Source organism: Methanoplanus limicola DSM 2279 (genome assembly GCF_000243255.1).
Taxonomy (GTDB): domain Archaea; phylum Halobacteriota; class Methanomicrobia; order Methanomicrobiales; family Methanomicrobiaceae; genus Methanoplanus; species Methanoplanus limicola.
This window is the reverse complement of the sequence record NZ_CM001436.1, coordinates 2909096-2929789: the sequence shown is the minus strand read 5'-3', so window position 1 is coordinate 2929789 and position 20694 is coordinate 2909096. Positions and strand designations below refer to the sequence as shown.

Here is a 20694-nt window from a genome sequence, read left to right as displayed (position 1 = left end):
TATTATGATTAAAAATATCAGACATTTTGGGATAGTAACTAGAGATATAAATAAATCACTACAATTTTATCAGAAATATCTGGGATTTACTCTCTCTAAAAAAACTGAAGAAAAGGGAGATTACATTTCAAAGGTTCTTGGTATTTCTGGTGCTGATATAATTACTGTTAAATTATCAGTAAAAGGAGGAGATGTCCTAATTGAATTGATTCAATTTATACATCCACATGATCGAAGTGAGAATAGAGTAAAAATTAATGGAATTGGCCCTACACATATTGCATTTACTGTAGATGATATAAAATCACTTTATTATGAATTGTCCGGAAGCAATGTTGAATTTATAAGTGAACCTGAATTATCATCAAATGGTGATGCCATAGTTGCATTCTGTAGAGATCCTGATGGGACATTTATTGAGTTTGTAGAATTAATATAAATTTTATGTGGTGAATATTTTTGAATAAAATTGGCATTATGCAGGGGCGCCTCTCATCACCAGTAGATGGAAAAATACAATCTTTTCCTGTTCATTCGTGGAGAGAAGAGTTTTTCCTTGCAAAAGAGGCAGGACTGGATTTAATTGAATGGATCTATGAAAAGGAAACTCAAACTGTAAATCCAATTATTAATTATGATGGAATAAAGGAAATAAAGAAGCATATGCGTGAAACATCAGTCGATGTCAGATCAATATGTGCAGATTATTTTATGAGTGAATTTTTGATTAATTCTCAATCAAAACCGATATTAAACAATATTAATCATTTAAAATGGTTAATCAAAAGAGGAGATAAGCTCTCTATTGATTATATAATCCTTCCTTTTGTTGATTCATCCAGATTAAAGTCACAGGAAGACATCAATATTCTAATTCAGATTTTAGAAGAAATTATTCCTCTTACTGAAGAGTTTGGAATTGAATTACATTTGGAAACAGATTTGCCACCAGATATACTTAATGGAATTTTTGGGAAGATTAACCACCCACTTATAAGATTAAATTATGATATTGGAAACAGTGCGTCTCTTGGATATGATCCAAATTTAGAATTAAATTTGTTATCACAATGGGTGTCAAGTATTCATGTAAAGGACAGATTACTACATGGAACCACGGTTCCACTTGGAAGTGGTTCAGCAGATCTGCCATTGTGTTTTGAATTATTAAAGAAAATTCACTATTCCAGAAATTTTATACTTCAGGCTGCACGTCAGAATGAAATGTCTGAGATAGAACTTGCTATGAAAAATAAAGAATATGTGATTCATTTACTCTCCGGTGCAGGATTTAAAATTTGAAACATATATTTAGTTCTGAGGACAAACAATTATGGTAATAAATACATAATTTACGACATGTCTAATTTGATCGGAAAAATTGCATTAGTTTCTGGTTCCAGCAAAGGAATAGGAAAAGCTATTGCTAAAAAACTTCTTGAAGAAGGCGCTATTGTTTATATAACAGGAAGAAATGGTAAAGATCTAAATGATACTTTTTTAGAATTTCAGAGTATTTCATCTGAAAGGATAAATCAATTTTGTGGGGATTTAACAGATATTGACAATATTAAAAAACTTATGCAGGTTATAATCAAGAAAAATGGTAGACTGGACATACTTGTTGCAAATATTGGGTCCGGTCGTTTTTCTTCAGGTTGGGACATTTCCGATGAAGAATGGGAAAAGTGCATGGAATTAAATTTATTTTCATCCATCAAAATAACCAGAGAGGCCATAAAAATCATGGAAAAGAATGGGTCCGGAAATATAATTATTATGTCGTCTATTGCGGGTTGTGAGAGTATTTCTGCACCAATTACATATTCTACTGCAAAAGCTGGATTATTGGCTTATATGAAAAGTACTTCACATACAATTGGTTCATCAGGTATTAGAATAAATGCAATCTCTCCAGGAAATATATATTTTAAAGGCGGAACATGGTACAATAAAATGCAAGAAGATGAAGAAAAAACTATTCAATACATCAGTGACAATGTTCCGCTTCATAAATTTGGAATTCCGGAAGACATTGCTGAAGTGGTATGCTTTCTGGTTTCTGAAAAGTCTCAGTTCATTACTGGTGCTAATTTTGTTATTGATGGTGGACAGACAAGGTGTTTATGAGGTAACAAAATGATTACAAATACAATCAATAATTTCAAGTTAGATGGTAAAATTGCGGTTATAACTGGTGGGGCCGGATTTCTTGGAGAAAAACATGCCGAAGCAATACTTGAAGGAGGAGGTATACCAGTTTTAGTAGATATTAATGAATCTGCCGCTAAGAAAAAAGCGGAAATGTTATCCAAAAAATATGATTCAGAAGTTCACTGGTTTATTACAGATATCACAAAAAAAGAAAGTATAATCAATCTAAATGATTCAATTATCTCTGAAGTTGGATATGTGGATATTCTTATAAATAATGCTGCAAATGATCCCAAAGTTGATGCAGGAAAAAATCCGGGATGGAGCAGATTTGAGAATTTTCCTGAAGAAAACTGGGATTTGGATTTTGCAGTTGGATTAAAAGGTGCATTCTTTTGTTGTCAGGTAATAGGGCAAGAAATGGCAAAACGAAAACAGGGGGTTATTTTAAATATTTCCTCAGACTTAGGAATCATTGCACCAGATCAAAGTATTTATTCCATTAATGGATTATCTCAGGATTTACAACCAGTAAAACCGGTTACATATTCGGTAGTCAAACATGGTTTAATTGGTCTGACTAAATATCTTGCCACTTATTGGGCAAGGGATGGTGTACGTGTCAATTCACTGTGTCCTGGTGGAATATATAATAAGCAGCCGGAAAGTTTTACTGAAAAAGTTGAAAGATTAATTCCGATGGGCAGAATGGCGAATGCCGATGAATATAAATCAGCAGTAATATTCATGGTTTCTGATGCGTCCACTTATATGACTGGTTCAACTATAATTGTTGATGGTGGAAGAACATGTTGGTAGGATTTAGGCTGTCTGGTTTTTACTAAATGGGATTTTCATGTTTTTGGTTACTACGGCTGATCAACGATTCTGGAATACTGATGAAGATATATTATTCCTTGGAGAATGGTGTAAAATATATGACCAGAAAGATGTATGGTCAAAATTAAATTCCAAAGTTCTTCCATATCATTGGGATGATAGGAATATATTATATGATGACTATTTATATCTGGATTCTATATATGAGAGATATCTAGACTGTTTAGCAAAAAATTTGAATGAACTACATAATACAAATTATTCATTAAATTACTGGCGTATTGTTGTAGGACCATGGTTATACTATTTTATAGAAATATTATATGATAGATATCTTTCATTAAAAACAGCATATGAAAGTGGACTTGTAACAAATACATGGATATGTAAAAAAGATACGAATAATTGGATACCTGATGATTTTGAAATGTTCCAAAACTGGTTTTGCTTTGATAAATATAATTTTTATTTGTATAGTCGAATTGTAGAAACTCTTAATTTAATCTCTTATGAAAAGTTAGATGTTAAAATTGAGCCAGATAATAATATCATTTGCTCAAGTAGTGAAAATAAAATAAAAAAATTAGCAAAGAGAATAAATGTAATATATAATGATTTTTTTTCGGAAGGATTTAATAAAATTGTATTTGTGGATAGTTATCTAAGTAATTTAGATATTATAAAATTACAAATTTTGCTAAGACAAATTCCCTGTCTATATGAATCTGGCAATATTTACATGAATTCATCTACATTAAATTCTAAATTGAGAAGAAAAATTAAATTTAATAGTTGTAAATCAGAATTTGAGTTGCTGTTAAATAAATTAATTCCTGAGAATATGTTAAAAGCATTTATTGAGAGTTATAAGAGTTTTCACGAAATGTCTCTCGAAGTATATCCAAAGGATCCAGAAATAATTTTCACTGCTAATGCCTATTTAAGGACAAGTTTTTGCTTTTGGGCTGGATATTCTAAAGAGAAAGGTGCTAAAGTAGTAGGTACTCAACATGGTGGACATTATGGGAATGGTCTCTGGTCAGCATCTGAAGATCATCAGATAAAGATTTGTGATAGATATTATTCATGGGGTTGGGAAGTAAAGGGGGAAAAAAAAGTAATCCCATTACCAACAGGCAAATTTAATATTTTTAAATGTAATGTTAAACCAAATAGATATGGAACTATACTTTGGATCGGTATGACCGTTCCACGTTATTCTTATTTCATGTACAGTGCATCGGTTGGTCCGCATATGTTAAATTATATTGAAGATCAATTTAAGTTTTACAATTTTTTATCAGATCAAGTTCATGATATCATTTACTTGCGTTTATATCCATATGATTTTGGGTGGAATGAAAAGAATCGTTGGGTTGATAAATATTCAAATATTAAAATAATGGGTGGTAATATGTCTTTTGTAGAATCTCTAAATAAAAGTCGTCTGGCAATATGCACTTATAACGCAACAACATATCTTGAAACATTTGTTGCTAATTTTCCAACCATAGTATTCTGGGATCCATATTACTGGGAATTACGACCATCTGCTCAGAAATATTTTGATCAGTTGCGAGAAGTCGGTATTTTTCATGAAACCCCTGAATCGGCAGCTAAAATGGTAAATGAAATATACAAAGATCCATTATCCTGGTGGAATAAACCTGAAGTGCAGGAAGCAAAAGATGAATTCTGCTATCAATTTGCAAGAACATCAGATGACTGGATGAAACAGTGGAAGAATGAGTTTAAAAAAGTCCTTAAAGAGATTAATATGGAATCAAAGTAGGAAATATTTTGTTTGAATTTTAGTAATGGTACCATGATCCTAACTTTCATCGCAGACGCCCGGACAATCCACACTCAAAGATGGGTTGAATACTTCGCAAAAAACAAAGATAACGAAGTACACCTGATTACATACGACCCTGCACCGGAGAACTTTATCAAAGAAAACCCGGAAATTACCGAGCACATAATCCCCGGAAAATTCAACAACCTCTACCTGGACTTCTGGCCGCGCCATCTAAAAATCCAGAAACTAGTAACAAAAATAAATCCGGATTTAATCCACGCGCACTTCATCACAAAGTACGGCTTTCACCTCCCGTCCGGAAAAAAATACCCTACAGTAGTATCTGCATGGGGCGACGATATACTCATTCTGCCACCTCAAAGCAGAATTATTCACCAATTTACAAAAAAAATACTGAATCGGGTAGATCTGATATATGGCGTTTCCCACGACATCAACAGACATATCATAGAGGACTTCAGAATTCCAGAGGATAAAATCAAATACCTCCCCTTTGGCATTGACACTAAAATGTTCTCGCCCTCTGAAAATTCCGGAAAATTCGATGAAGATCACACAGTCATCTTCTCAAACCGTGGTTTTTATCCGGTATATGACATGCCAACCCTCGTAGAAGGCTTTGAAAAGGCATACAAGATTAACAAAAATCTCAGGTTATATCTCAAGGGTGACGGCCCGGAACTGCCTAAAATAAAAGATCTCGTCAAAACTAAAAACCTCTCAGATGCTGTAAACTTCCTGCAAAGAACAGAATATTCACAGGTTCCGGTTGATCTAAACAAAGCAGATATATTTGTAACAACAGCAGTATCAGACGGAACACCTGTATCACTACTCGAAACAATGTCAACAGAAACTCCGGTGATTGCAACAAACATTGGCGGAGTTCCGGAATGGATAACCGACGGCGAAAACGGAATACTCGTCCCGCCAAAAGATCCGGATGCCCTCTCCAGGAAGATCCTCCTCCTTGCAGGAGATAAATCCCTCAGAAACCGGCTTGGCAAAAAAGCACGCAAAACAGTTCTTGAGCGCGGGGACTGGTGGAAGCTAATGGCAGAAGCCGAATCGGATTACAGAACCTTAATTGATAAATATAATCAATAATTTAAGGATATCAAATGAACTGGCAGGGAAAAAAGGTACTTGTGACCGGCGCAGGGGGTTTTATCGGAAGCCACCTTGTCGATAAACTGGTCGCACTCGGAGCAGATGTCACTGCATTTGTTCATTACAATGCGCGCAACGACTGGGGAATGCTGGAAGAGAACTATTCTGAGAACGATGACAGAATTTCGGTAATCTCAGGCGACATTGCGGACGGGTTTGCCGTTGATGATGCAGTAGCCGGAAATGACTATGTATTCCATCTTGCCGCGCTGATTGGAATCCCGTATTCCTATGTCGCGCCCGAATCATATGTCAATACAAACATCAAAGGCACGCTCAATATCATGCAGGCATGCAGACAACATGATGTCAGCAGAATAATTCATACCTCAACAAGTGAGGCCTATGGCACTGCAATTTATACTCCGATAGATGAGAAACATCCCCTTCAGGGCCAGTCTCCGTATTCTGCAACAAAAATAGGCGCTGACAAAATTGCGGAGAGCTACTTCTGTTCATTTGAACTGCCTGTTTCTACGATAAGACCTTTCAACACATTCGGACCGCGCCAGTCAGCCCGTGCTGTAATTCCGACAATAATATCCCAGGCACTTAAATCAGACAAAATACACTTAGGTTCACTCACCCCTGTGCGTGATATGAACTTTGTATATGACACTGTAAACGGATTTGTTAAGATGGCTGAATCAGACAATGCCATCGGAATGACCATCAATGTCGGCAGCGGAAGGGGCGCTACAATCGGTGAGATTGCAGATATAATTCTTCAGAAGATAAATCCGGATGCTGAAATCATCTGCAAAGAGGAGAGAGTCCGTCCGGAGAACAGCGAAGTTATGGAACTTATCTGCGGCAATAAACTTGCAAAGGAAGTATTTGGCTGGACTCCGGAATACACTCTTGAAGAGGGTCTTGAGATCACAATTGAATGGATAAGGAAGAATCTTGCATGCTACAAAACTTCCCGGTATATAATATGAGGATCTAAGATGCAGGCAGTTATACTTGCGGGCGGGAAGGGCAGGCGACTTAGGCCATATACAACCGTTCTTCCAAAACCTCTCATGCCGATTGGTGATTATCCAATTCTGGAGGTAATTCTCAGGCAGCTTGAGTCATCCGGATTTAATGATGTAATTATCTCAACCGGATATCTCCACGAGATAATCCGGGCATATCTTGAATCTGCAACAGATCTGAATCTCAGTGTCAGGTACAGCCACGAAAAGGAGCCACTTGGGACTATTGCGCCTCTGCACCTGATAGAAGATCTTGATGATAATTTTCTGGTGATGAACGGAGACATACTGACTGATCTGAACTATTCACACTTCATGAATTACCATAAAGAGAAGGGCGGACTTGGCACTGTTGCAACTTACAGGCGTGATGTCAATATTGATTTTGGTGTATTGAAGCATGATAACAGTTTCAGGATCAATGAATTCATTGAAAAACCGACATATCACTTTGAGGTAAGTATGGGCATCTATGCCTTCAGAAAGGAGATGCTTGAATTTGTTCCAAAAAACAAACCCTTTGGCTTTGACAACCTGATGCACTCATTTATACAGAATCAATCTCCGGTATTCAGCTATCCATATGATGGTTACTGGCTTGATATCGGACGTCCGGATGACTACGAAAAGTCAATAGAAGAGTTTGAGAAATACAAGGATAAATTCCTGCCATGAATAGCCTCATGAAGGTATTGATCACAGGTGCATCCGGCTTTACCGGAAGATATCTGATTAAGCATATATCTGAAAAATGTGCATCAGCAAAGAACAGACCGGAAATATATGGTCTGTATAATTCATCCAAGCCAAAATCCTCTGAAAGTTGCAGATTCATAAAGGCTGATATCTGCAATGTTTCAGAAATCGAAGATCTGATCTCGTCAGTAAAACCCGATTATATCATACATCTTGCAGGTGAACGCAGAGGCAGTTATGAAGAGCAGTTCAGACTGAATGCAGTCGGAACAGTCAACCTTCTTGAAGCTGTAAGGAAGCACTGTAACAAATCCCGGATTCTTGTGGTAAGTTCATCTGCCGTCTATGGCTATGCCGGAGAAATGCCAATATCAGAAGATAATCCCCTTCGTCCTGTTGGTGCCTACGGTGTCAGCAAAGCTGCGGGTGAGATGGCGGCCCTTTCATTTACAAGACAGTACGGGATGAATATTACGGTGGCACGCCCGTTTAATCTCTTTGGTCCGGGGCAGAATGAGGATTTCGTCACCGGAAAAATAGTGAAATATACTGGAGAGATCATTGCCGGCCTGCGGGAATCCTTTGACCTATATTCCCTTGATTCCGGGCGTGACTTTGTGGATGTCCGTGATGCTGTGAGGGCCTACTGGGATATAATCTCATCACCTGTATTTGAAGAAAAATGTCGGGGTGAGGTGTTCAATATTGGTTCGGGTGATGCTTTTACAGTCAGGGATGTTATTGTTGCACTTGAAATAATAACTTCTCATAAAATTACAGTTAATCTGCCTTCAGAGATATTACCGGAAATAGTGCCCACGCAAAAAAGTGACATCACTAAAATAAAAAATACAGTTGGATGGGTTCCGGAGTATAACTTTGAGAAAACTCTTACTGATATGCTGAAAGAATATTGACGGGTTCTCAGATGACCCCCATATCAATGAGCCTGTCCGGCAGGTAATCTTTCGTTAAAAATATCAGATATTCCGTCTTACTTCTTCATAATCCTCGCGCGATAACTTCACCTGTTTCAGTATCACTTTGGTAAGACCAATGCCAAGCTTTTCATTATCATGCACAGGCACCACAGTTCTTCTTCCGTCCGGGTGAATATATCTGATGTGGACTGCCGGACTGGTGAACTCTGATATATCCCAGCCGTTCCAGAATCCTGCACATCTGCTTTCCGGTAACCGGAAGAAGTCTGCTCATGCCTTAACCTTAATCTCAACCTGCTGAAGCCCGATAAATTTCATCGGCATAATATCTGCCAGATCTTCCCCGGCATCAATACAGGCATGAATTGCTTCCTCTATTCTCTCCATCGCCTGTGCTATGGTGTTTCCCTGTGTGTAGCAGCCTGGAATGTCCGGAACCTTTGCCACATATATTCCGTCCTCATCCTGCTCAATAAGAACGGTTAAATTCAGGAGATTATCTTTCATTTCAATCACCAGTATTATGGTGTATTTAGATATTAATCGAAGATAATAATGTCTGTATGAGACAATATTTCATATTACCCCCATCTCACTCAGCCTGTCCGGCAGATAATCCTTCGTCACAAAGTCAAGCCCCCGGCTCGCAAAAGCCTGCTGTTCTGACTTCAGTCCAAGCTTAAGCTGCAGATTTATCTCCTTTCTCCAGTATTCAGTGTCAAACCTTGGATCAGTAAGCTCTGCTTTCAGGGCAGCAATATCCCCTTCCGTAAGCTTGTCTGCCGGAAGGTCATAATTGCTTATATCAGAAGGCTGAACGCCGATAAACTGCGCCCCCGGAGTTGCAAGAATCTCTGACATATGCGCCGCCTTAATTGAACCATATGCAATACTTGCAAAGATCCTGTATGACCAGGGATCACCGTCAGTGAATATAACCACCGGAAGTCCAAGCTCTGAATTAAGCCTCTTTAAGACCCTTCTTGTAGAGCGGGCCGGCTGACCCTTAAGATGAACCAGAACTGCATTATGCTCTTCATCGAAACCGTTCTCCATAAGACGGGCATACATACCTCCGGTCTCCATCGCAATAACAAATTTGGCATCATGATCTATGAGTTCAAGGTTGTTGACATTGTTCGGAATCGGGTAGCCTGCCTCGCCGACATCCTCCTGGCAGTGAATAATCTTCTCCCCGCGCCTCGTCTGCTCCTTTATTCTGAGTGGGCCATATATAGCTGCACCGTCCTCCTCGGGCCGGAGATGAAATGCCTCCCTTGAAAGTTCAGTTATAATTTCAAGGTCTTCAACAAGCATATTACTTTCATCCTGCGCGGAGAACTTTGCCCTCTTCCATCCTTCAGAGATGTAATACATCTCTCTCAGGGTGGATGACCGGTTATCAGCAATCTGATTCTTTAAAAATCCGACTACATGAGCCATCTTCAGGAGGTGTAGCGCGCTCTTGGCCGATGATGCCGACCTCACAGTTTCACGGTTCCCGTACTTCCAGACCTCAGAATTTTCATCGTACTCAATATTCTTCTTGGTCCTTGTCGGAAGCGAGATGTATGGTATTGTTGCAGAGGAGATCTGGTCATACCATTTCCCTGCAATATTTTTAAGCCGCTTTGTTGCCTCTTCATCAAGTTCTTTCTTAAGCATCAAGATCCACCACCACGAGTTTCTTCCCGTCCACTCCGCGTACATCAAGTGTCCCGCTGCCTGTACCGGTATATGTAGCCTTCCATGCAGATTCCGGTTCAATCTCCGCCTTCCACAGTTTATTGTATTCGCTGCCGATAACATCGGTAAAATCGGTCTTTGGCTCTGCATCTGCTGCACTGTCCTCAGACATATTGTAAACAGTTACAGAAACCGGGCTTCTTGTGTGGTTGCTTACCGTTATTTCAACGATCCCGCCGATTGTCTGCTTCTTTGCAACGACCTTTCTCATAATCTGCGCTTCAAGAGGTGATACGTCAGGTACGGGCTTTTCAACAATTTCAGACACTTTGGCAGCAATGTCTGGCAGCAGTGAGCAGACAGCACGCGCTCTCTCTTCCTCCTGTTTGTTCTTATCCCTCCTGCTCAGGAAGTTCTTAAGCTCCCTGCCAAGGTCCTGCATTACAAGGACAATCTCTTTTTCGATCTCATCAATGGCAGCAACTGCATCCTTGCTCTCAGATGTGAACGGGACATTCGTTGATGCCACATGAACAAGAATCATCACCGGCCCTGTGGGAATCCCCTGTTGTGGGAGATTATATGACTTCCAGTTCACCTGTGATACGGCGTTTGTAATTGCACATGCACCCTGCTGATAGAGGAGTGGTACACGGTTTGCAAACCTCATAAGGGTTGCAGAACCTTCGGATTCAAGTTTTCCGCCGTATCCTATGGCTGCCTCAATGATAAACGGATTTCCGGAATAGACCTGGCTTTTTCTCGTCCTTGATTTAACAAAGTCAAGTTCAAACTCCTTGTCTATCCCCTTTATGATCATCTCCTCACCTATAGGTGAGAGGCACTGGGACGCAGGGGGCGGAGGCACACTTACGGTCTGCATCGCCGATAGGAGGCTTTTTAATTCCTCAATCTTCAGCCCGGAAGTCTTCCTGCTGTTTTTCAGCCCGGAAATTCCGATTATCTCATCGGCATTCTTCTCTCCTACACGGGAAAATCCGTCGATCAGAAATTCTTTGAGTTTTTTGTCACTGAGTGCCGCCATTCTCTTTAAGAGGCCAAGTTCAATGCCGTGAGGGTGAGGCGCAATGGCCTTTGGTGCGACAATAATCTCATCGCTCGCCCTCTCAAAATTGTGCAGATCGCCGTCAATATCCGCCCTTATTCTTGCATGCGGGTTTACAACTGATGTGTATCTGAGATAGTCCAGAAGCCTTTTTTTGGCGGCAAGGGAGCTTTTGAATTCGATCTCAATTCTTGTCCCGTGCATCCTGTCCCATACAATCTCCTCCTGTTTAACAATCTCAGGTTCATTCGTCTCTGTCTTAATGAGAAGTTCAAATCTGTGTGCAGGACTTTTATGCCCTGTTCTTGAAGTGACCACAGCCGGAATTCCGGTGGTCAGCTGCGCGTAGAGCACTGCTGCGGATATTCCTATACCCTGCTGACCCCTTGACTGCCGGATCTGGTGAAAGCGTGATCCATAGAGCAGCTTCCCAAAGACAAAAGGCACCTGGGCAGGTGTAATGCCCGGGCCATTGTCCTCCACAATAATCCGGAAGACATCCCTGTCAGTCTTCTTAACTGCAACATAAATGTCCGGGAGGATCTCCGCCTCCTCACATGCATCGAGTGAGTTGTCAACCGCTTCTTTGATGGTTGTAATTATTCCCCTTGTCGGAGAGTCAAAACCAAGAAGATGTTTGTTCTTCTCAAAGAATTCTGCAACACTTATGCTGCGCTGTTTAGATGCTAACTCTTCGGCGAGATCCAATGTCTAAACCACCTCTGATACAGCATCCACGGGTGATATCTCCTTCTGCTCCCCGGAAGTGAGATCTTTTAAGGTTATAAGTCCTGATTCGCATTCCCTTGCGCCAATCAGGGCTACATATGATGCAGTCTTTGCCGCGTATTTCATCTGTGCGCCTATTCCTCTCTCAAGGAGATTAATTTCTGCGCGTATTCCTGCCTTTCTGAATATTCCGGCAACCTCAAATGCCCTTGAGGCAGCTTCCGGTGTGTAGGCAACCGCTACTACCGGTTTTCTCTCTATAGCAACTTCACCGAGTGAGACCATCACCCTGTCAAAACCTATCCCGAATCCGCAGGATGCAACGTCCTCTCCACCAAAGAGGTGGGCAAGCCTGTACGAACCCCCGCCGATAATCTGGTTTTCGGCACCGAGATTGTCGGCAAATCCTTCAAAGACCATGCCTGTGTAATAGTCAAGGCCCCTCACAATGCCCAGATTCAGCCTGTAACTCATTCCTGTATGGTCAAGGATATTTAGAATATCTGCCATTCTCTTCGATTCAGGAAAGTCGCCGCAGATATCCATTGCCTCTTTTAAGGTTGAGCATTCGACAAGATTTTTCAGTTTATCATACAGTTCAGGTCTTCCGGCAGAATTCAGATATTCTGTTAGTCCATCAAAATTCTTCTTATCCAGAAGGGCCATAACCTTCTTTCTGTCGTCTTCGGCAAGATCTGAGAGAATATGTTTCATCGGTGAGAGATGTCCGACATGCATCTCAAAATTAACTCCTGTGGAACTCAGTATCTCATAGGCCAGCAGGATCATCTCGGCATCTGCCGCCGCTGTGTCTGCACCTATTAACTCCGCACCAAACTGCCAGAACTGCCGGTATCTTCCTTTCTGTGGCCTTTCATACCTGTAGCAGTCGGAGAGGTAACACCATCGTACAGGTTTTGACAGGACTTTTCCTTCACTGACATACATCCTGAGTACTGCGGCTGTGCCTTCCGGACGAAGTGCAAGTCTTCTGCCGCCTTTGTCCTCAAATACGTACATCTCCTCTATTATTCCCTCGCCGGATTTTATTGTATATAATTCCGAGGACTCAAAAGTGGGTGTGCATATCTCCCTGTATCCGAATGAGGATGCAACGTCCCGCATCTTTCTCTCGACTTCTCTTCTCTCTTCCATCTCGTCAGGAAGGAAATCTCTCGTTCCTCTTGGCTTTTTAATCATTATATTGCTCCTGAAATCTCTGTTATTTCCTTATATTCACATTACCAAGGATTCTGTCAGTCATTGTGGATGTCTTTGACCATATTTTGTCCTTTTCCTTCTCAATTCTGCCCTGAAAGAAGATAGCTATCAGAACTAAAATGAGGGAAATAAGTTCCTCGCCCCTGAGGGCAAACAGAACGCCTGTCAGGGATAATGCTGTGTAAAAAACACCATAATATGCTGCCTTTCTGTATCCGGGATAACCTGTCCTGTAAAATATTCTTGCATCCCTCAGCCACAGGTAAGTAACCACGGCTGCACCGAAGACTGTCACATAGAGAAGATAACTGTATGTCATGCCAATACTTATTATTCAACCCCAAACCATATGTTAATTATCCGGATGAATTCGAATAATACTTTAAGAGGAATTTTAAAGGAATTTGAGGCTGGCAGGATCTCAGCTGATGCCGCTGAGGAACTGATTGACGGCCTGAGAATAGAAAAGATAGGTAATATTGCCAATATAGATCTCGGAAGGTCTGTCAGGTGCGGTATGCCCGAGGTAATTCTGGCTGAAGGTAAAAGGACAGAACACCTCACTGAGATTGTGGAGAAGATACTTCCTGTATCCGGAAGATGTCTAATCACAAGAGTCAGCAGAGATCAGGCAGATGTTCTTATTAATATTTCAGAATCTCTTGCTTTTTTCTCTTCATATAATGAAACCGCATCCACCGTTTTCATATCCAGAGAACCTGACATCGAAAAGTCGGGCGGGCGGGTTGGAATCATCACTGCCGGAACTTCAGATCTAAGGGTTGCAGAGGAGGCAAAGGTTATTGCCGAAGTTATGGGGTGTGAGGTTAAGACCGCATATGACGTAGGCGCCGCCGGTATCCACCGTCTTTTTCCGGCGATAAAAGAGATGCTTGATGTTGATGCCTATGTCGTCTGTGCAGGGCGTGAGGGCACACTTCCGACTGTAATCGCCGGACTTGTTGACAGACCTGTTATAGGGGTGCCTGTAAGTGTCGGGTACGGTTATATGGGTCAGGGGCAGGCCGCACTTGCCGGTATGCTTCAGTCATGCGCTGTTTTGACAGTGGTGAATATTGATGCAGGATTTACCGCCGGGGCATTCGCCGCAAGGATTGCAAATATGGCTGGTGAGAATCGTGGTTAAGAGAGGGTTTTATATCGGGCGTTTTCAGCCGTACCATAACGGGCATCAGTCTGTACTTGAGGCCATCTCAGATGAAGTCGATGAGATTATAATCGGGGTAGGCAGTGCCCAGATGAGCCATTTTGTCAATAATCCCTTTACTGCCGGTGAGAGGATTATGATGATCACAAGGTCGCTTGACAAGCTGAAATGCCCGTTTTATGTAATTCCGATAGAGGATGTCCAGAGAAATGCCTTATGGGCTGCGCACGTAAAGTCCATGTCACCCCCGTTTGATGTCGTATTTTCAAGTAATCCTTTGGTTGTTGAACTCTTCAGGGAAGAGGGTACACTGGTAGTCTCTCCTGAAATGTATGAGAGGGGGACGCATAGCGGTACCGAGATCAGGCGCAGGATGCTCATGGATGAGAACTGGCAGGAGCTTGTACCGTCAGTTGTTGTTGATATTATTGAAGAAATAGGCGGCGTCCGTCGCCTGAGTCAGATCTCAAAGAAAGACTAAAAAAGAACTAAATAGGCTTTATTATGGCAGGTTTTTTAAGTAAAATTTTTTCAAAGAAAGAGCCGGAATCTGAGGTTATTGAATATTTCTCACTTCCGGAAATATTTGCAGAGGCTGAAAGGGAGGCCGGGGAGAGTATCCGCAGGGCTGCAATGTCTGCGGCAGGTAATGCCGGCGACTCACTTGAGTCGATAAAAAAATCCCTTGATATTCTTGAGAAGGCAGATTTTTCAGATGATGCCCATCCAAACAAAAAACTTCTCAATGTCGCAAGGAATTCAAAACCTAAATTTATTGATTCAATGAGAAGGGCAATCGGGGCCGGGATTTCAGATGATCCTGATAAGGTCTATGATTCAATGATCTCGTTTGTCAATGAAGCTGCAAAGATTATGCGGAGTAAGGGCCGGTATCTTGGTGCTGTCTTTCCTGAAGAGATGAAGGCTGTAAAATCCGGAATTGACTCTGTAGGTAAACTTATCAATAAAATGACTGAAGATGTCAAAATTCCTGTGGATATGAAGGAGAAGTCCGGTATTTCAAAGGGGAAGTATAATTTTATTGAGGATAAATACGGTCAAATACGGAGATATAAAGAGAAAATTTCAGAATCGGCAGATAATATCTCTGAACTGAGAAGAGAGATAAGCGATATTGAATCTGTAATGGAGGGCCTGAAGAACTCGGCTGAATTTTCAGAGGAGGCAGATTTAATCGGGCGGCTTGAAACGCTTGAGATGAAATTTTCTGCTGCTGAGAACTATTACGAAGCCCTCATAGCCTCTACCGGAAATGTCTTCCGGAAATCCTCCTATCAGTTCTCAAGGGACAATAATAAGGAGATGGCGGGCAGGGTTGATAATCTGATTGACATTCTCTCTAAGAAGAATGATAAATGCAGACTTATGGGCGAGGCAGTTGAGTTGTACATATCTGTTTATCCGTCCCTTGCCTCCGTATTTGATGCAAATCCTGATGTCATCAAGAACAAGACCGAAGAGGAGTTATTCTCATCTCCGGGTGTCTTCCCGGAGAAGCTTAAATCATGCTGCAATGAACTGAAGTTATCTCTTGATGAGATTGCAGCAGTTAAAAAAGAGGGAGAAGGTTATTCTTCCGGCAGGGAACTTGATAAACTCTCAGTAAAGTTTGAGATGAATACTGAAGAGATCACAAAGCTTGAGGAAGAAACTGAATCACTGAAATTCCGGATTGAAGAGGCAGAAAATGAAATTCCTGAACTTATGAAAGAACTTGAACTTTCCCTGAATGAATGGCGTAAAAGTCCGGTTGAACTGAAGTTCTGATCTGGCTGTATTCCAATTTATTTTTATAATCCGGATTTAAATCATTAGTTTCCAAAAAAATATTCTCTGAATTTAAATAGTTCTTATAAAGGGTTTTGCCGGTCAGATAATTTTCAGAGAGAATCAAAGGATACAGAATTGAATGTATCTGCCATCTCTGAGATCTCTTTTACTCCGAATGCAGTCTGGACAGATCCAAGCTCTATCTCATTTGCGCATGAACAGACATAATCAATAATATCTATTGACAGCTCACGTTTCTGCTTGCTCTTTCTCATCTGATCTACTATATGTGACAGTTTCTCAGGGTCTTCCATCCTAAGTTTGGCCAGGCTTATGACACACATATATATTCTTGTCAGATTCCTGTCAGTACCGGTGATGCAGTCAAAGAAATTTTTTATCACCTGTGCCTGATAGATCTCGCCTGCCATATTAAATATTTAATATCTTTTCTCTCTATTTAGGTTTTTCCACATATTTTCGCATACGTTTGTCTGACGATTCATCTGTTTCCTCTTGTCCCTTATCATTCATCTGTCATTTCTTATTCCCCATATCTCCTATTTATCCTTCTCTTCCTCAATCTTCCGGGTTAAACCTCTAATCTTTTTTCCAGGATATTTTCAGATTAAAGGAGTCTTCACAGATATGATAATAATGGATGCCTGCTTTACTCATGATCCCATCAATTTCATGGCCTGTATATGCTGCTCTGACTGATGACTCAAAATTTTTGCGGGACTGGTTTCTCATCATACTCTTTTCTTTCTGAATGAATTTTGGCAATATATTTCTTTTTAAATCAATAATTATGGCAGAAGAGGATTTTTTAAGTATTCTGTCAATGCCGGATATCACATTCACAGGGTCTTTCCATTCATGAAGTGAGTAGGCAGAGAAAGCACCGTCAAAAGTATTCCGGCAGAAAGGCATCTTCTCTGCATCCCCTTGTATTAGTGAATATCTACCTTCCTCTCTGTAATTGTCAGAAGCGGCCCGTGCAATGGCGATCATATTCCGGTTTATATCAATTGCAACCAGTTCTGAATCAGGTCTGACTTCTCTGCTTCCCAGCCATTCAAGGCCAAGATAACCCGGTCCAGGGCCGACCTCCAGGACAGTTCCGTGATTTATCCCCGCTTCTGTTACTCCTTTGAGGGGGATCAGACCGCGCTTCAGAAGAGATTCCTGCAGAGTTCTGTATTCCGCTGCTTCTTCTGCTGAAAAGAGATCTTCAGTTATCTCCGGAATTCTTGCAGGATACATCAGATCTGATAGTTGATTCCGGTCAGTAAAAAATATACTGCCGGAATTATTCTGCTGATCAGCCCGGCATTCATCTGAAAATAAAATATTTGTCTTTTTTCCGGATATTATGAATTCTCCTGATGATTATCCGGAATAACTGTGGTTTACGGCAATTCAGGAGTTATTTCTTTGTTGATACAATTTTTATTATATCGCCGTCCTTAAGCTCATGAGTCTCTTTGATGCGCATCTTTGTCTTTGCATCTACTGCATACAGAAATCCGTCACCGATATCAGTATGGACCATATATGCGAGGTCATGAGGATTGCTCCCTTTCTTCATCAGAAATGCGTCCGGAAGAATTCTGTCCTGGCCGTCACAGTACTTGCTCTCGTCCTCAACCGGAAATACCACAATTCTGTCTAAAAGATCAAATACGGCACTGTTGATCGTCTGCTGGACACCTGTGCCGCCTGCCTTTTTCATGAAACCTCTTATGGCCTCAAGGCCTGCGTTCTGCGCTTTGCTCAGTTTTTCCGGATTTAATATTGTAAAATCAGAATCTCCCGGCACATAACTGGTAAACCCTGCTTCAGTAGCCTTCCTTATTGCAAGTTCCCCTGCCGCGCTTGCTATTGATATCTTCTCCTCATCTTTTAATTTCGCGATAACTTCATCGGATGCACAGTCTGACTTGTTTGCAATGACAAGGAAGGGTTTTGATGCAGATACCAGAGATTCACAGAATTTTACAAGTTCATCATCTGTGCAGTTCTTCAGGTTAACTCCTGAGTCGTTCTCTGCGCGTACTACATCCTCTTCAGTAACTGAAAGGCCTGCAAGCTGCTCGGCGACTGCATTAGTTATTGAAAATGTCCTTGCCTGTGATGATCTCTGAAGCCTCTGCCAGTTCTTCTCCAAAAGACCATAAACCCACATCGTCATCTCATGCTCAATAAAGCCGATGTCGTTTAAGGGATCATGGCTGCCCGGGTCAACCGGATTTCCCTCTTCATCTGTCCCTCCGCTTGCATCGATTATATGGAGGATTGCATCCGCTTCTCTGAGGTTGTCAAGAAACTTATTCCCAAGTCCTTTGCCCTTATGTGCATCAGGAACAAGGCCTGCAACGTCAATAAGGCCGATCTGTATAAATCTGACCCCGTTAATGCATGCTTTGCAGCCTTCAATTCCAAGCTCTCTGCACGGGCAGTCTATTCTTACATACGCGACACCCTTGTTGGCATCAATTGTTGTAAACGGATAATTTGCAATCTCTGCCGGAGCCATCGTTGCGGCTGAATAAAAAGTTGATTTGCCGCAGTTCGGTTTCCCTGCAATAGCCAGATTTATCATATTATTACTCCTTTGTACTCTTATATTGCCTGATTATGATTAATCGAACGGTTATGAATTATTATAATGTTGTAACAATTATCTGCACCACTGCATTTTCTTTCCTGCCGGCAATCTGTTTAATTTGATGTCCGGGCATAATCTTTTCTTCCGGGCGTGATACTCATGGAAATTATATATCCGGTGCAGTTGATAATTTCTGTATGAGTTATACTGCAAAAACCACATACTATTTCGATGAACCCGGCCCGTCTAATACAAAAGACTGTGCTTCTTTTGCAGTGGAGCGTGCAGAGGAACTTGGAATAAAGACAATTATTGTCGCAAGCACAAAAGGCGGCAGTGCAGAGATATTTTCTGATGCAGTAAAGGGTACAGATATCTCCCTTATTGTTGTTACGCATGTTGTTGGCTTTTCTGCTCCCGGAGTCTGGGAATTCCCGAAAAACTTCGCAGATAAACTTGAAAGTGAAGGTGTGCGTGTAATCAAAGGCACTCATGTCCTGTCAGGACTTGAAAGAGCAATCTCGGGCAGAGCAAAACTTGGCGGTTCTTCAAGATCAGAAGCCATAGCAGAAGCACTCAGAAGGACGGTCGCTGTCGGTCTTAAAGTTGCTGTAGAATGCACACTCATCGCCGCAGATCAGGGTGAAATTCCGGTTACTGACGAAGTAATTGCAGTTGGAGGAACAGCCACAGGTGCGGATACGGTGTGCGTAATCAGACCCTCGCATACTTCCGGATATTTCGATCTTCAGGTCCGTGAGATCGTAGCAATGCCGAGGAATCGCTGAATATGGGATTTGAATCTCTGCATGAAGGATTAAAACTCCTCAGGTACCCTGTTATCTGGATTGCCGGAATAGTTTCTGCGATATTTGCTTTTATGACGATGTGGTTCTCAATGACAGAAACGCTCTCGTTTTATGGCGATAAGGTGCTCATGATGTGGCTTGTGGCAATGCCATTTTTTATAGCTGCAACCTATGGATCGATAAAATCCGGAAATTATTCTCCTGCGGCTTACTTCAGGGAAGGGCTGAGATATTATTTCAGGGTACTACTGCCGGCAGTCTTCATATCATTCGCTGCATTTCTCTTCATCTTCATAGTGATGATTCCCGGGAGTCTTGCAGGATCTTCAGGTCAGATGCTCTCTGTAATATCCGGATTTATATTCTTCATCCCATGCCTTATTCTGGTATTCTTTTTTGATACAGCAGCAGTATTTTCAGATCTTAAGGTATTTGAGTCTATTAAGAAGAGCATCACCGGAGTGATGCTAAAACCCTTCAATGTCGCGGGTTTTTTTCTTGTTCTTATTCTGCTCTCTCTTGTTCTGGTATTCGGACTTGCAATTGTCTGGTCAGGTCTTCTTGCAGATGAGCTTATGCCGCTGACAGAGATGTCAGCCGAAGAGATGAGTGAATATTCGGCAGACCCTGAAATGTTATTCTCAATGCTTGGAGATACGGGTATTATGGTCACTTCCTTAATTTACTCTGTCGGTTCAATGCTGATAATTTCAGTGATGCTGCCTTTTAAAGCGGTATTTTACAGGAAATATCTTGAAGGTGCAGAGATTCCGCTTGTCATTTCACCTGATTCCCCTGACATTGCGGCAGAAGAAGGTATTGCCGGACAGGGAGAATATGATGAGAAGGGAAGATGGTATAAGTACTCCTGACGGAGTGCACTAAAATTTCATTTTAAATTTTTATCTGATGCGTAAAGGTTTTGATTTCCTGTCCGGAATTTTGGTTATTATTCCGGGTTGCCGTAAAAAATAGCTGAGCACATTTCATCACTGCACTTTTTGTATTGCAGC

The 20694-nt window shown here is 41.2% G+C and carries 24 protein-coding genes; 14 read left to right on the top strand and 10 right to left on the bottom strand.

Annotation, left to right across the window (positions count from 1 at the left end):
• The first annotated feature begins 4 nt into the window (after nt 1-4).
• From METLIM_RS14000 to METLIM_RS13960, 9 genes are read left to right on the top strand one after another with little or no spacing between them, the layout of a single operon-like run.
• On the top strand, nt 5-439 hold the full coding sequence (locus METLIM_RS14000) for a VOC family protein (RefSeq protein WP_004079536.1): 435 nt from the start codon (nt 5-7) through the stop codon (nt 437-439).
• A gap of 20 nt (nt 440-459) precedes the next feature.
• On the top strand, nt 460-1302 hold the full coding sequence (locus METLIM_RS13995; RefSeq protein ID WP_052300931.1) for a sugar phosphate isomerase/epimerase family protein: 843 nt from the start codon (nt 460-462) through the stop codon (nt 1300-1302).
• A 57-nt stretch (nt 1303-1359) separates the two neighbouring features.
• Nucleotides 1360-2130 carry an SDR family NAD(P)-dependent oxidoreductase gene (locus METLIM_RS13990; RefSeq protein WP_004079531.1) on the top strand — a complete coding sequence of 257 codons (771 nt, stop codon included), beginning with the start codon at nt 1360-1362 and terminating at the stop codon, nt 2128-2130.
• A 9-nt stretch (nt 2131-2139) separates the two neighbouring features.
• Nucleotides 2140-2973, top strand: a complete 834-nt coding sequence (locus METLIM_RS13985) for an SDR family oxidoreductase (protein ID WP_004079529.1) — start codon at nt 2140-2142, stop codon at nt 2971-2973.
• Between the two features lie 43 nt (nt 2974-3016).
• Nucleotides 3017-4786, top strand: coding sequence for an LIC12162 family transferase (locus tag METLIM_RS13980; protein WP_169312406.1), 1770 nt, complete (start codon nt 3017-3019; stop codon nt 4784-4786).
• A 33-nt stretch (nt 4787-4819) separates the two neighbouring features.
• Nucleotides 4820-5920 carry a glycosyltransferase gene (locus METLIM_RS13975; protein ID WP_048146059.1) on the top strand — a complete coding sequence of 367 codons (1101 nt, stop codon included), beginning with the start codon at nt 4820-4822 and terminating at the stop codon, nt 5918-5920.
• A 14-nt stretch (nt 5921-5934) separates the two neighbouring features.
• The gene (locus METLIM_RS13970; protein ID WP_004079525.1) at nt 5935-6924 is read left to right on the top strand and encodes an SDR family NAD(P)-dependent oxidoreductase; all 990 of its coding nucleotides are present in this window, start codon (nt 5935-5937) and stop codon (nt 6922-6924) included.
• A gap of 9 nt (nt 6925-6933) precedes the next feature.
• Nucleotides 6934-7638: a nucleotidyltransferase family protein gene (locus tag METLIM_RS13965; protein ID WP_004079524.1), complete on the top strand. Its 705-nt coding sequence runs from the start codon at nt 6934-6936 to the stop codon at nt 7636-7638.
• An 8-nt stretch (nt 7639-7646) separates the two neighbouring features.
• Complete coding sequence (locus tag METLIM_RS13960; RefSeq protein WP_048146058.1) at nt 7647-8576, top strand: NAD-dependent epimerase/dehydratase family protein; 930 nt, start codon at nt 7647-7649, stop codon at nt 8574-8576.
• A 63-nt stretch (nt 8577-8639) separates the two neighbouring features.
• Here METLIM_RS13960 and METLIM_RS17220 read toward each other — a convergent pair whose 3' ends face one another.
• From METLIM_RS17220 to METLIM_RS13930, 7 genes are all read right to left on the bottom strand, one after another.
• Nucleotides 8640-8741, bottom strand: coding sequence for a hypothetical protein (locus METLIM_RS17220; RefSeq protein ID WP_245543550.1), 102 nt, complete (start codon nt 8739-8741; stop codon nt 8640-8642).
• Nucleotides 8734-8874 carry a type II toxin-antitoxin system HicA family toxin gene (locus tag METLIM_RS17215; protein WP_217177984.1) on the bottom strand — a complete coding sequence of 47 codons (141 nt, stop codon included), beginning with the start codon at nt 8872-8874 and terminating at the stop codon, nt 8734-8736. The genes METLIM_RS17220 and METLIM_RS17215 overlap by 8 nt, the downstream gene beginning before the upstream one ends.
• On the bottom strand, nt 8871-9107 hold the full coding sequence (locus tag METLIM_RS13950) for a type II toxin-antitoxin system HicB family antitoxin (RefSeq protein WP_004079522.1): 237 nt from the start codon (nt 9105-9107) through the stop codon (nt 8871-8873). Before METLIM_RS13950 ends, METLIM_RS17215 begins: the two co-directional genes overlap by 4 nt.
• A 69-nt stretch (nt 9108-9176) precedes the next feature.
• Nucleotides 9177-10265 (bottom strand): DNA topoisomerase IV subunit A, encoded by a 1089-nt coding sequence (locus METLIM_RS13945; RefSeq protein ID WP_004079521.1) that lies wholly within the window; start codon nt 10263-10265, stop codon nt 9177-9179.
• Nucleotides 10258-12060, bottom strand: coding sequence for a DNA topoisomerase VI subunit B (locus METLIM_RS13940; protein WP_004079520.1), 1803 nt, complete (start codon nt 12058-12060; stop codon nt 10258-10260). Before METLIM_RS13940 ends, METLIM_RS13945 begins: the two co-directional genes overlap by 8 nt.
• Nucleotides 12061-12063: 3 nt before the next feature.
• On the bottom strand, nt 12064-13281 hold the full coding sequence (gene hisS, locus METLIM_RS13935) for a histidine--tRNA ligase (protein ID WP_004079509.1): 1218 nt from the start codon (nt 13279-13281) through the stop codon (nt 12064-12066).
• 22 nt (nt 13282-13303) lie between these two features.
• A complete protein-coding gene (locus METLIM_RS13930) occupies nt 13304-13621 on the bottom strand; it encodes a hypothetical protein (RefSeq protein ID WP_004079508.1) in 318 nt (105 codons plus the stop codon).
• A gap of 45 nt (nt 13622-13666) precedes the next feature.
• On the opposite strand from METLIM_RS13930, the gene larB reads away from it, so the two are divergent.
• From larB to METLIM_RS13915, 3 genes are read left to right on the top strand one after another with little or no spacing between them, the layout of a single operon-like run.
• Complete coding sequence (larB, locus tag METLIM_RS13925; protein WP_048146411.1) at nt 13667-14449, top strand: nickel pincer cofactor biosynthesis protein LarB; 783 nt, start codon at nt 13667-13669, stop codon at nt 14447-14449.
• Complete coding sequence (locus METLIM_RS13920; protein WP_004079504.1) at nt 14442-14951, top strand: nicotinamide-nucleotide adenylyltransferase; 510 nt, start codon at nt 14442-14444, stop codon at nt 14949-14951. Before larB ends, METLIM_RS13920 begins: the two co-directional genes overlap by 8 nt.
• Before the next feature lie 23 nt (nt 14952-14974).
• Entirely contained in the window at nt 14975-16258 is a 1284-nt protein-coding gene (locus METLIM_RS13915) for a hypothetical protein (RefSeq protein WP_004079502.1), read from the top strand.
• Between the two features lie 113 nt (nt 16259-16371).
• Here METLIM_RS13915 and METLIM_RS13910 read toward each other — a convergent pair whose 3' ends face one another.
• From METLIM_RS13910 to METLIM_RS13900, 3 genes are all read right to left on the bottom strand, one after another.
• Entirely contained in the window at nt 16372-16692 is a 321-nt protein-coding gene (locus METLIM_RS13910) for a hypothetical protein (RefSeq protein WP_004079500.1), read from the bottom strand.
• A gap of 169 nt (nt 16693-16861) precedes the next feature.
• The gene (locus METLIM_RS13905; RefSeq protein ID WP_004079498.1) at nt 16862-17527 is read right to left on the bottom strand and encodes a class I SAM-dependent methyltransferase; all 666 of its coding nucleotides are present in this window, start codon (nt 17525-17527) and stop codon (nt 16862-16864) included.
• A 163-nt stretch (nt 17528-17690) separates the two neighbouring features.
• Nucleotides 17691-18866 carry a redox-regulated ATPase YchF gene (locus tag METLIM_RS13900; RefSeq protein ID WP_004079497.1) on the bottom strand — a complete coding sequence of 392 codons (1176 nt, stop codon included), beginning with the start codon at nt 18864-18866 and terminating at the stop codon, nt 17691-17693.
• Nucleotides 18867-19069: 203 nt separating this feature from the next.
• Between METLIM_RS13900 and METLIM_RS13895 the strand changes: the two genes are divergently transcribed.
• Together METLIM_RS13895 and METLIM_RS13890 are read left to right on the top strand one after the other, a co-directional pair.
• Nucleotides 19070-19660 carry a pyruvate kinase alpha/beta domain-containing protein gene (locus tag METLIM_RS13895; RefSeq protein ID WP_004079495.1) on the top strand — a complete coding sequence of 197 codons (591 nt, stop codon included), beginning with the start codon at nt 19070-19072 and terminating at the stop codon, nt 19658-19660.
• Between the two features lie 2 nt (nt 19661-19662).
• Nucleotides 19663-20553 carry a DUF7847 domain-containing protein gene (locus METLIM_RS13890; RefSeq protein ID WP_004079493.1) on the top strand — a complete coding sequence of 297 codons (891 nt, stop codon included), beginning with the start codon at nt 19663-19665 and terminating at the stop codon, nt 20551-20553.
• Nucleotides 20554-20694 lie beyond the last annotated feature (141 nt).